This is a genomic window from Prauserella sp. PE36 (assembly GCF_003311655.1).
Taxonomy (GTDB): Bacteria; Actinomycetota; Actinomycetes; order Mycobacteriales; family Pseudonocardiaceae; genus Prauserella_A; species Prauserella_A endophytica.
Window position 1 is genome coordinate 195442 of the sequence record NZ_QEQT01000092.1, and the last position, 11837, is coordinate 207278.

At 70.7% G+C, this 11837-nt stretch carries 10 protein-coding genes; 2 read left to right on the plus strand and 8 right to left on the minus strand.

Translation table 11 applies throughout. The annotated features are described in order from the left end of the window. Position 1: 1 nt before the first annotated feature. Complete coding sequence (locus DI005_RS29575) at positions 2 to 796, minus strand: DeoR/GlpR family DNA-binding transcription regulator (RefSeq protein WP_112269794.1); 795 nt, start codon at positions 794 to 796, stop codon at positions 2 to 4. 276 nt (positions 797 to 1072) lie between these two features. On the opposite strand from DI005_RS29575, the gene DI005_RS29580 reads away from it, so the two are divergent. Together DI005_RS29580 and DI005_RS29585 are read left to right on the plus strand one after the other, a co-directional pair. Continuing rightward, a complete protein-coding gene (locus DI005_RS29580; protein ID WP_158559920.1) occupies positions 1073 to 2539 on the plus strand; it encodes a sodium:solute symporter in 1467 nt (488 codons plus the stop codon). Further along, positions 2526 to 4811 carry a N,N-dimethylformamidase beta subunit family domain-containing protein gene (locus tag DI005_RS29585; protein ID WP_112269792.1) on the plus strand — a complete coding sequence of 762 codons (2286 nt, stop codon included), beginning with the start codon at positions 2526 to 2528 and terminating at the stop codon, positions 4809 to 4811. The genes DI005_RS29580 and DI005_RS29585 overlap by 14 nt, the downstream gene beginning before the upstream one ends. 109 nt (positions 4812 to 4920) lie before the next feature. Here the strand turns inward: DI005_RS29585 and DI005_RS29590 are convergent, their stop codons facing one another. Genes DI005_RS29590 through DI005_RS29620 form a run of 7 tightly spaced genes read right to left on the minus strand, consistent with a single transcriptional unit; the run spans position 4921 to position 11835 of the window. Continuing rightward, positions 4921 to 5694 carry an SDR family NAD(P)-dependent oxidoreductase gene (locus DI005_RS29590; RefSeq protein WP_112269790.1) on the minus strand — a complete coding sequence of 258 codons (774 nt, stop codon included), beginning with the start codon at positions 5692 to 5694 and terminating at the stop codon, positions 4921 to 4923. Then, entirely contained in the window at positions 5691 to 7313 is a 1623-nt protein-coding gene (locus tag DI005_RS29595) for a class I adenylate-forming enzyme family protein (protein WP_113644360.1), read from the minus strand. The genes DI005_RS29590 and DI005_RS29595 overlap by 4 nt, the downstream gene beginning before the upstream one ends. Further along, the gene (locus DI005_RS29600) at positions 7310 to 7864 is read right to left on the minus strand and encodes an EthD domain-containing protein (RefSeq protein ID WP_113644326.1); all 555 of its coding nucleotides are present in this window, start codon (positions 7862 to 7864) and stop codon (positions 7310 to 7312) included. Before DI005_RS29600 ends, DI005_RS29595 begins: the two co-directional genes overlap by 4 nt. A gap of 1 nt (position 7865) precedes the next feature. Further along, positions 7866 to 8996: an NDMA-dependent alcohol dehydrogenase gene (locus tag DI005_RS29605; protein WP_113644327.1), complete on the minus strand. Its 1131-nt coding sequence runs from the start codon at positions 8994 to 8996 to the stop codon at positions 7866 to 7868. A gap of 13 nt (positions 8997 to 9009) precedes the next feature. Further along, positions 9010 to 10464, minus strand: coding sequence for an aldehyde dehydrogenase (locus tag DI005_RS29610; protein WP_233520365.1), 1455 nt, complete (start codon positions 10462 to 10464; stop codon positions 9010 to 9012). Continuing rightward, positions 10461 to 11294, minus strand: a complete 834-nt coding sequence (locus DI005_RS29615; RefSeq protein WP_113644328.1) for a sugar phosphate isomerase/epimerase — start codon at positions 11292 to 11294, stop codon at positions 10461 to 10463. Before DI005_RS29615 ends, DI005_RS29610 begins: the two co-directional genes overlap by 4 nt. A 4-nt stretch (positions 11295 to 11298) precedes the next feature. Further along, positions 11299 to 11835: a VOC family protein gene (locus DI005_RS29620; protein ID WP_112269782.1), complete on the minus strand. Its 537-nt coding sequence runs from the start codon at positions 11833 to 11835 to the stop codon at positions 11299 to 11301. Positions 11836 to 11837: the final 2 nt, after the last annotated feature.

Below are 11837 nucleotides of genomic sequence, written 5' to 3' on the forward strand. Positions count from 1 at the left end.
CTCAGTCCTTTCCTTCCGGCGCGGCGTCCGCACGCGGCCGGATGATCTGCCCACTCGCGCGCGTGACCGCTCGCTCCAGCTCGGCGGGCGGTTCCTGATCGGTGATCACGGCGTCGATGTCGGAGAGCGGTGCCACGCGATAAGGCGCGATGCGTTGGTGCTTGCTGCCGTCGGCGAGCACGTAGTTCGCTGCGGAATGGCGCATGATGACGCGCCTGACATGGGTTTCGTCGAAGTAGAAGTCGGTCAGGCCGGCGTCGGCGTGCACGCCACCGGAACCGAGGAAGGCCACGTCGGCGAACACGTCCTCGAAGTAGGTCTGCGTCGCGGGGCCGGACAGGGCGCGGTCACCATGCCGCATCCGGCCGGGACTGAGCTGCACCTCGATGTCGGAGACGTCGGCGAGCTCGTTCGCGACCAGGATCGAGCAGGTGATCACCACGCCGGAGAAGCCGCCCGCCGCCAGGGCGCGCGCCACGTGCATGGCCGTGGTTCCCACGTCGATGACCACGGTCTGCCCCGGCTCGACCTGCTCGGCGGCGAGCCTGCCGATGGCCTCCTTGGCCTCGGTCCCGGTGCCCGACCGCTCGACGAACGGGGGCTCGTCGCTCACGTGCCCGGTCCGCATCGCGCCGCCCCGGACCCTGACCAACGCTCCCTTGGCCTCCAGTTCGGCGAGGTCGCGCCGGATCGTCTCGGTGGAGACGCCCAGCAGGGTCGCCAGCTCCGTGGTCGACACGACGCTCCCACTCTGGATGGCCTGTGTGATGCGGGCGTGCCGCTCGACTACCAACATTGACCAGACCCGTTCGTGGAAATCTGTGGATACTTGTGGGGAAGTATGGAGAAGTTTCACGGTCCGGTCAAGGCCGGATTGTTCCCGGATTAGCCACACAAGCCGATTAACAGCACGTAACGGTGAACCAAGGGCTTGCCAAACGCCACAACAGCGGTCAACATGTCACGAACTCCGGGCATAAGCCCACACTTGCGGGCAGCGAGGACAACAGCCTCCGCGCGACCCGCGTGCGCCGCCGTTTACCTCAGACCTCTGCCTCCACCTGGACGTGACATGTTCGAAAAGTACGCGATCGTCATCGCCTTCGTGGCTCTCCTGGGCTACCTCTCCTACCGCTCATACCGGAGGGTGAAGACCTACAAGGACTACAACCTGGCGGGACGCAACACCGGATTCTCCACGCTCGTTGCCACCCTCGGCGCCGCCGAGTTCAACACCGCCACCCTCATCGGCGGCGCCTCGGTCGCCTACCTCTACGGCTCCGTCGGCATCTGGTACACGTCGCTGATCTTCGTCTTCGTGTTCGGCATCTACGCGCTCACCGTGGCGCGGCCCTACCGCCGCCTGGGCATCTCCACCATCGCGGAGTTCTTCGAGCGCCGGTTCCCGGGGCGGTTCTCGGAGTTGACGCGCGGGCTCGCGAGCGTCGTCACGCTCACGTTCACCTGGATCGCGCCGGCGACCTACCTCGCCGGACTGTCCGTCGTCTCCTCGGTCCTGCTCGGTGTCGATCCACTCACGACGGTCATCGCGATCACCGCCGTGTGCCTCGTCCTCGCCCTCGCAGGCGGGTTCCTCACCGCGCTGTCGTTCGACGTCGTCGCCTACGTCATGATCCTCGTCTTCCTTCCCCTGCTGTTCGTCGTCGGCTACCTCGCCGCCGGCGGTTTCGGCAGCCTCGGCGACGTGTTCGACGAGCGCTTCCTGTCGCTGGAACCGATCTGGGATCTGCAGGACTACGGCTTCGCGGCGATCCTCACGTGGTGCTTCCAGAACATCATGCTCTACATCGCCGCGCCGTGGTACGGCCAGCGCATCTTCTCCGCGCGCAACGAGCGCATCGCCTACCGGGCCATGCTCACGAACACGGTGCTCATCACCGTGCTCTACGCGCTGGTGGCGCTCACGACGATGTTCAGCAAAGTCGTGATGCCGAACCTGGACAAACCCGAGGAGGCACTCCCCCGCCTCGTGCTCGAGTACACCCCGGCCGTCGTACAGGGCCTGCTGCTCGTCACGCTCCTGCTCGTAGGCATCAGCACGATGGTCGCGATCTGGAACTCGGCCGTGTCGATCGTCGTCAACGACATCGTCAAGCGCTACGTCTTCCGCGACCGCACAGACCGCTTCTACGTGGCGACGAGCCGCGTCGTGTTCGTGGTCCTCGGCATGTCCACCCTGGCGTTCGCGCTGACCTTCGTCGGCAACATCCTGATCGCGCTGACCTACGTCTCCGTGTTCACCGCGCTGCTGGCGTTCCCGATCCTCGCCGGGCTCTACTGGAAGCGGTTCACCACCACGGCGGCGCTGGGTTCACTGGTGATCGGCGTCTGCTACGTCACGGTCGCGCTGCTGGCCGGCTTCCCCTACTACCTGATCAGCCCCGTCGGGGTCGCGCTGAGCGCCGTGGTCGGCATCGTGCTCACCCTGGCCGCGCCCCGGACGACGACGGACCCCAAGGTCGCCGAGTTCTTCGCGACCGCACACGGCACCAAGGAGTACGAGCATGCCCCACAATGAGCACAACTACCTGCGACTCAGCGCCGGGGATGACATCCTCAACATCACCGGTTACGCCGACGTCTGGAGCGTCCGGGGTGGTGACCCGATCACGTTCCACGTCAGCACCAACCGGCCCGACTATCGCGCCGAGGTCGTGCAGCTGCTCGGCGGGATGACCGATCCGAAAGCCACCGACCTGCCTGTCCGTGAGATCGACGCCGCGTGCAACGGGGTCTACCCGGGCTCGATCCAGCACACCGACATAGGCTCGTACGCGGAACTACCGCTGCCATCGAATTGGTTGCGAGGCAACGCTTTCAGCTTCCAGCTGCGGTTCATGCCCACCACCCCGCGCGGCGAGCACGCGCAGGTGCTCGTCCACTCAGGCCTGTCCACTCAGGATGGACACGTCACCCTCGGAATCGACACCGATGGCCGCCTCGCGTTGCGTGTGCGCGGCGCGGACGCGGTCGAGACGACGCTCGTCTCGCCGGTGGAGCTCGCGCGGGGACGCTGGTTCTTCGTCCACGCCGACTACGACCGGGCGGCGCGCAAGGCGAGGCTGTTCGTCGCCCAGGAGTCCGGCTGGCAACGGCGCAACCAGGAGTCGGTGGTCGAGGCGACGCTCGACGCCGACCTGTCCGGCGCGGACGTCGCCGGGACCTACCTCGCGGCGAGGCCGGCCACGATCGGCGATTGGCACGGCCTCGACGACCACTTCAACGGCAAGATCGAGAACCCCCGGTTCTGGGGCCGGACCCTGGGAACCGGTGAGATCGCGGCCGTCCGGGCCTGGCAGGCCGTGGAACCCGCGGCGCTCGTCGCCGACTACGATCTCGGCGCGGACTTCGCGACCACGCGGGTCAGGGACGTCTCCGGACACGAACGACACGGCACGCTGCACCAGGGACCGCAGCGCGGGGTCACGTCGAGCCGCTGGGACGGCACCCGCCACGACTTCACGGTCGCGCCCGAGCACTACGCCGCCGTCCACTTCCACGACGACGACCTCACAGACGCCGCATGGGAACCGAGCCTGCGGTGGACGGTGCCGGAGGACCTACCGGCGGGCGCGTACGCGCTGCGGCTGCGGGCGGGCGACGAGCTGGACTACATCCCGTTCTTCGTCCGGCGCCCGGCGGGCACGCACTCCGACGTGCTGTTCCTCGTCCCGAGCTTCACCTACCTCGCCTACGCCAACGAACGGCTGTTCCAGTCCGGGCTCCAGGAGGACTTCATGGTCCACGACATGGAGCTGGCGCCACAGGACCACTTCATCACCGGTCACGACGAGGTCGGCAAGTCCCTCTACGACACGCACAGCGACGGCAGCGGTGTCGCCTACTCCTCGCGGCTGCGCCCCGTGCTCAACCTCCGCCCGCACTACCACAACTGGCTCTCCGGCCACGTCCGTCACCTCGCCGCGGACCTGTACCTGCTCGGCTGGCTGCACTCGCTGAGCGCCGAGCACTCCGTCGACATCGCGCTCGACGAGGATCTGCACCGCGAGGGAACCGAGCTGCTGTCCCGCTACAACGTGGTCGTCACCGGCTCCCACCCCGAATACTGGACGAGGCCGATGATGAACGCGCTCGCCGGCTATCTCGGCGACGGCGGGCGGCTCATGTACCTGGGCGGCAACGGTTTCTACTGGGTCACCAGCGCTTTCGCCGACCGGCCCCATGTCATCGAGGTCCGGCGCGGCAACTCGGGCACGCGCTGCTGGGACTCACCACCGGGCGAGCTGGTGCACAGTGCGAGTTCCGACCACGGCGGGCTCTGGCGCTTCAACGGCTACGTACCGCAGCGGTTCGTCGGCGTCGGCATGGCCGCACAGGGCTGGGGCCGTGCGGTTCCCTACCACCGGCTGCCCGACAGTTTCGACGAGCGCGCCGCGTTCGTCTTCGCCGGCGTCGACCCCGACGAGCCGATCGGCGACTTCGGCTACGTCCTGGGCGGCGCCGCGGGCGACGAGGTGGACCGCTACGGACCCGACCTAGGAACCCCTGACCACGCACTACGGCTCGCCACCTCGGCCCAGCTGGACGATCGCTACCAGATCACCCAGGAGGAGCTGCTGATGACCGCTCCCGGCCAGGGTGGCACGGAGAACGAGCTGGTCCGGGCCGACCTGACCTACTTCGAGCTCGACGGAGGAGGCGCGGTGTTCTCCGTGGGCTCGATCTGCTGGGCGGGCAGTCTGGCCTGGAACGGCTACGACAACAACGTCGCCCGCATCTCCCGCAACGTCCTCGACCGGTTTGCCAGGAAGGACGGCACCTCGCGGTAGGCCCGGTCGGCTCTCTCGCTGCTCCGGCGCGTCGAGATGGGACGCGCCGGGGCAGCCTCGATCCCGGTGCGCACGAGGCCGCCGTACCGGCGGAAGGCCCGGCCGGCAGTCACGCACCCGGCGGCGCCAGCTGCGCGGTGCGTCCGGTGGCCCCGCCGTCGACGGGCAGGACCGCGGCGGTGATGAACGACGACGCGGGTGAGGCGAGGAACGCGATCGCCTCGGCCACCTCCTCCTGTTCGCCCCACCTCCCCAGCGGCAGGCTGCGGCGCAGCTCTTCGTACTTCTCCGGCCGGGTGTCCTTGATCGGCCGGGTCAGCTCGGTGTGGGTCGGGCCGGGCGCCACGACGTTGACCCGGATCCCGTCCGGAGCGAGATCGACGGCCGCCGAGCGGGCCAGGTTGGTGATCGCGGCCTTCGACGTGCAGTAGGCCCAGTGCTCCGGCTCGCCGCCGGTGCCCGACACCGACGACAGCACGACGATCGAGCCGCCACCAGACCGGCGCAGCGCGGGCGCGGCGGCCCTGATCCCCAGCACGCCCGCCCGTACGTTGACGTCCATCACCCGGTCGTACACGGCGAGATCGAGGCTCTCGATGTGGCCCCACGCGGTGATCCCCGCGGAGAGCACCACGGCGTCGAGCCGCCCGAAGCGCTCCTCGGCGAGGCGCACGGCCGCCTCGTTGCCCGCGGCGTCGGTGACGTCGGCGGCCAGAGCCGCCGCCGGGTGCCGTCCCGCCCGCGTGCCCGTCAGCCACTCGACCCGTTCGGGGGCGAGGTCGACGCCCACCACGGGTCCGTGGCGCTCCAGCCACAGCTCGGCGAACGCCTTGCCGAGCCCGGACCCCGCGCCGGTCACGACCGCGACCGCTCCCGCGCTCATCGGGTCTCACCCCGCACGCGCTCGGCGGCCTGCTCGCGCAGCCGGAACTTCTGGATCTTCGTCGTGGACATCGGCCACTCGGTGACGAACCAGACCCGCCGCGGCACCTTGAACCTCGCCAGCTCGCCACGGCAGTGGGCGATCAGGTCCTCCTCGGTCACGTCGTGACCGGGGACGAGCTCCACGAACGCCACCGGCACTTCCTGCAAGCGCGGGTCGGGAACGCCGACGACCGCTGCGATCTTCACCGCGGGGTGCTGCGCGAGATGGGCCTCGGTCTCGGCGGCGGCGACGTTCTCGCCGCCGACCTTGAGCATGTCCTTGAGTCTGCCGGTGTAGGTGATGCGGCCGCTCTCGTCCACGCTGCCGAGATCCCCGGTGCGCAGCCTGCCGCGCGGGTCGGTCCGGGCGGCGGTGGTCTCGGGGTCGTTCAGGTAGCCGGTGAACATGCCCGGGCCCGACACCCGGATCTCCCCGGTCACTCCCGCGGGGCACTCCTGCTCGGTCACCGGATCGACGATCGCCACGCGCATCCCGGGAAACGGTCTTCCCGCCGTCGTCACCCGCAGCTCCAGCGGGTCGTCGAGGTGGCTGTAGGTGATCACCCCTCCCGCCTCGGTGAGTCCGTAGGAGCCGACGACCTTCGCCTGCGGGAACGCCGCCTGCACCTGCCGCAGCGTGTCTGCGGGCGCGGTGTCGAGCACGGCGCGGATGCGGGAGAGGTCGGCGGAGGCGAACCCGGGATGGTGGATGAGCGACTGCGTGATCGTCGGGAAGGCCGGATAGGCGAACGTCGCCCGCTCCTCCACGAGCTGGCGCAGCGCGGTGCCGGCGTCGATGTGGGTCATGCTGAGCGTCGCGCCGCCCCGCAGCACGTTGGCCAGTGTGGGCAGCAGCCCGGCCATGTGGAACAGCGGCAGCGGGTCCCAGAACCGCTCCCGCTCGGTGAGCGCGAACCGCTCGGCCACGCAGTCCGCGGTTCGCATCAGGGCGCCGTGGGTGAGCGGGCAGCCGCGCGGGGAGGAGGTCGTGCCGGAGGTGTACATGATCACGGCGATGTCGTCGGCCCGCACGCGGGCACCTCGCGCGGCGACGGTCGCGGGATCCACGGCGTGTGCCGCCCCGTCCCAGGCCGCCTGGTCGACGTACCCCTCAGGACTGCTCGCGCCGAGCAGCACCCGCGTGCGCAGCCGGGGCGGCGTTCCGTCCGCGAACGCGCGCCCGAGCAGGTCGACGAACGGCACGTACTCCGCCACCAGGTCGGTCGTCACCAGCGCGGCCAGTTCCGCGTCGGTGACGACGTGCCGCAGCTCCTTCGGCTTGTAACGGGCGTTGACCGTCACCGGCACGATCCCGGCCAGATGGGCGCCGAAGAACACCTCCAGGAACTCGAGGCAGTTCGGCATCAGGATGCCGATCCGCTCCCCGGGCCCGATCCCGAGCCCCGCGAGCGAGCGCGCCGCGAGGCGGGACCGCGCGAGCAGTTCGGCGTAGGTGTGGCGGCGCTCGGGGTAGACGACGGCGTCGGCGTCCGGCCAACGTTCCGCGGCGCGGGTCAGCGCCTCGCCGACGGTGGGGACGGCCGCGGGCGCGTCGACGCGGGCGGAGAGGGCGGTCATCGTGGGCTCCACTTCGGACTCGGTGCGGCGAACGTGACGGGACGGCAGACCAGTGCGGCCCCCTCGGCGCCGCGGGTCAGCGACAACGCCTCGGCGGCCTCCGCCACCAGAGCGGTGTACACGCGGGTGCCCCGGCCGGGAGGCGGTACCGGCCGGGACAGCTCCAGCGGGTGCCAGCGCGCACCCGGCGGCGGGGAGTCGTCGAACCAGAGGACCCGGACTCCCCCGGCCGGGTCCGGTTTCCCGGACCCGCCGACCACCGCCGCGGACCACGCGGCATCACGGTCCAAAAAGGACACCTCGTCCGGCGTGACGACGTCGCGGTAGTACGCCGACGAGTACGCCCTCCGCTCGGCGTCCCGGTCGGCGAACCAGGTCTCGGAGCAGAACCTGGCCGTGCCGCGGGCCCACTCCTCGGCCACCGGCCGGTTCTGCCGGTAACCGAGGAGCCCGGGTGTCGCCGTGAAGAGGTCGCCGTGCCGCCGCTCCCAGTGGACCCGGCCGTCCTCGGGATCGCCGTGCGGCGGGACGAGGAAGATCCGGTGCTGCACGTCAGTCGTCGTAGAGGATGACCCCGCGGATGTTGCGCGCGGCCTCCATGTCGGCGTACGCCTCGTTGATCCGGTCGAGGGTGTACGTGCGGGTGATCATTTCGTCGATCATCAGCTCGCCGCGCTGGTAGCGGGCAAGCAGCCGCGGGATGTCGACGCTGGGCTGCAGACCGCCGTACAGGCCGCCCCTGATCGTCTGCTGCATCATCACGAAGCCGAAGATGTTGAAGTGGGCGTCGATGTCCCACATGGACGAGACGCCGGCGATCGCCATCGTGCCGCCCTTGGCGAGCAGGCCGAGCATCGGCTGGATCATGGTGCCCTCGACCACGCCGATGGTGACGATCACCTTGTCGGCCATGCGGCCGTGGGTGAGGTCGGTCAGCAGCGGCATCGCCTCCTCGATCGAGCCGACCGCGTGGGTCGCCCCGAACCTCGGCGCCTCCCGCTGCTTGAACTCCGCCGGGTCGATGACGATGATCTCGCGGGCGCCGGCGTGCTTGGCGCCCTGCACCGCGCTCATCCCGACGCCGCCGACGCCGAGCACCACCACGACGTCGTCGATCTCGACCCCGGCGATCCGGACGGCCGTGCCCCAGCCGGTGGGGACGGCGCAGCCCGCCAGGGCGGCCGCGGGGAAGGGAATGTCCTTGTCGATCTTGATGAGGGAGTCCACCGGGGTGACGATGCGCTCGCTGAACGTGCCAAGGTAGGTCATCGGCCCCACCGGCTCGCCCGCCGCCGTGTGGATGCGGTTGGTGCCGTCGAGCATGACGCCCTGCAGCAACCCGGCTCCGCGGTCACACAGCTGGCCGAGCCCGCGGACGCACGGCACACACCTGCCGCACGACGGCATGAAGGTACACGTGACGTGGTCTCCCACCGCCAGCTCGGTGACGCCCTCGCCGACCTCCTCGACGATCCCCGCGCCCTCGTGGCCGCCGAGGAACGGCGCGAAGTCCACGGCCTGGTCGCCCGCCGCGGCGTGGTTGTCGGAATGGCAGAGGCCGGCCGCCTTGAGCTTGACCATGACCTCGCCCCGCTTCGGCGGCGAGATCTCGAGTTCCTCGACGTGCCAGTCGTTGCGCACGTTCTGCTGGGTCTTCAACAGCACAGCACCGTGGGACTTCATTGTCGCTCTCCGCTCACTTCACCTTGACGGACTTGTACTGGAGGAACTCCGCGAGCCCCTCGAGGCCGAACTCGCGGCCGAAACCGGACTGCTTGAACCCGCCGAACGGCGCGAAGAGCGAGACTCCGGCGGTGTTGACCGCCACCGCGCCCGCCCTGATCCGGCCCGCGACGCGGCGGGCCAGTTCCTCGTCGGAGGCGTAGACCGAGGCCGCCAGGCCGTACGGCGTGCCGTTGGCGATGTCGACGGCCTCGTCGAGGCTGTCGTAGGGAATGACGCTGAGCACCGGCCCGAAGATCTCCTCCTGCGCGATGGTCGCGCCGGGGTCGACGTTCGCGAAGACGGTCGGAGCGACGTACCAGCCGCGGTCGAGCCCGTCGGGCCTGCCGCCGCCGAGCACGAGGTCGGCCCCCTCCCGCACCCCCGTCTCGATGTAGCCCATGACCCGCTCGAACTGGCGCGAGCTCGCCAGCGGGCCGAGGTCGGACGAGGCGTCGGCGGGGTCGCCCACCGTCATGGCCTGCAATCGTTCGACGAGCGCGGCGACGACCTCGTCGTGCCGGTGCCGGGGGACCACCACGCGGGTCAGTGCCGCGCAGATCTGGCCGTTGAAGGCGATGAACCCGGGCACGAGCGACGGCAGGACGTCGTCGAGCGGGATGTCGTCCAGGATCACGGCGGGCGACTTGCCGCCCAGCTCCAGGGTCACGTTGGCGAGCCGCCCGGCACAGGCGCTCATGACGGCCTTCCCGGCGGGGATCGAGCCGGTGAGGCTGACCTTGTCGATCGAGGGATGGGCCACCAGGTGGGCGCTCACCTCGGTGGACGCGGCCAGGACGCTCAGGACACCCTTCGGCAGCCCGGCCGCCTCGGCCATCTCGCCGACCAGCGCGGCGGTGAGCTGCGACTCCTGGGCCATCTTCAGCACGACCGGACAGCCGGCCAGCAGGGCGGGCACCAGCTTCATGGCGAGGTAGAGACCCGGGCCGTTCCAGGCGGTGATGACCACGGCGGGGCCGATCGGTTCGCGGAGCACGTCCACGATGCCGTCGGGCACCTCGCGGCGCTCGGCGAGCCGCAGATCCCTGGCCTGCTCGAGCAGGCTCCGCCAGATCATCACGACGCCGGCGTCGAGGGCCCCGGCGTGCGCGAGGGTCGGGCCGGACTCGGTGGTCCAGGCCTTGTCGAACTCCTCCTTCCTGGCCTCGAACTCGTCACAGAACCGGCTCAGCACGGCGATGCGCTCGGCGAGCGGCAGCGTCGGCCACGGCCCGTTGTCGAACGCCTCGCGGGCCGCGGCCACCGCACGCTCGGCGTCCTCGATCGTCGGGTCCGCGGCGACGGCCACCACCTCGCCGGTGGCCGGTGAGACCACCTCGTACACCGGGTCGTCCTGGCTCTTGGACACCCACTCGCCCCCGACGTAGAGCCGGTCGATGCGGGCAACAGGGTCGGCGCTCAGCGTCACGATGCCTCCTTCGCGGTACTTGTCTGTTGTGGACAGTCGACTGCCTTGACCGCCGCCCACGCCGCACGGGCCCGGTCGAGCGGTGCCATTGCCCGGGTCGTGGCGGTGGGCGCCTCGACCGAGACCGCCCGTCCCGGCAACGCGGCGAGCAGGCCGGTGAGATCCAGTTCGCCGTCACCGGGCAGCAGGCGCGCGGCGAGCGCCTCGGCGCGTAGCGCCTCCATGCCGCCCTCGGGCGCGGCGAGCGGGGCGTCGCAGAGCTGCAGGTACGGGAAGAGCGCGTCGCCGTGGGTCGCGACCGCTACGGCGACCTCGGCCACGCCGCCGCCCGAGCGGTACAGGTGCAGGGCGTCCACCAGCACCCCGGCGCCGGCCGGGACGGCCACCGCGATCGCCTCGGCGAGGGTCCGGCACCGCGTGAACACCATCGGCTCCAGGCACGGGAGCACGCCGGCAGGGGCGGCTTCCTCGACGATCGCCGCCAGGCGATCCACGGCGTCGGCCGGGGCGAGGCCGGCGTTGACCACCAGCAGGTGCCGCGCCCCGAGTTCGGCCGCCAGCTCGATCGCGCCAGAGACCTCGGCCAGGGAGAGGTGCGTGCTCAGCCTGAGGACCTCGACGTCGAGCACGCCCAGGCCCGTGGACCGGAGCGCGGCGAGTGCCCGCCCGCGGCGGTGTTCGTCCCGCCCGAGGTCCGCGGCCACGGGCTCCCGGCTGCCGGCGACCCGCAGGGTCACGGCGTCGAAACCCGCCTCCGCGGCAGCCGCGACGTGCACCTCCGGCTCGTCGTCCAGGAAGTCGAGGCAGGCCAGGGCGATCCGGTGTCCCACGTCCTCACCGTTCCCGCAGCAGTTCTGTCCCGTCCCAGTCCCGCGCGGCCTCCGCCACCCGCCCGTAGAGGCGGGACAGGTAGGGCGTCTCCTCGTAGAGCTCGACCAGGTGGCCGACGTGCGGCCCTGGGTCGAGGAACACGAAGCGGACCTCCGGCGTCGAGGCGTCCATGACCACCCTCGCGCCCTCGGCCACGAGCTGGTCGCGGGCCGCGTCGAGGTCGTCGACGAAGCACGCCACGTGGTGGATCCCGCCCGCGTCGCGGCGCATGTCCCGGTCGAGGGAGGCGGGCGCGAGCGCGTGGTGGTGGACGAACTCCACCATCACGTTGCCCCACTGCCCCAGCGCGCACGTGTGGTCGAAGACGCCGGGCGCGGGCTCCTGGCCGTCGCCGGGCACCTCGACGCGTTCGGTCGGCACGTGCTCGCGGACGTAGAACGGCCCTGCGCCGTACCGCTCGTGCCAGCTCCGCGCGCTCGCCCGCACGTCGGTGGTCGCGTACGCCACCTGCACCATCCGCAGTCCCCGCGGCGGGATCATGG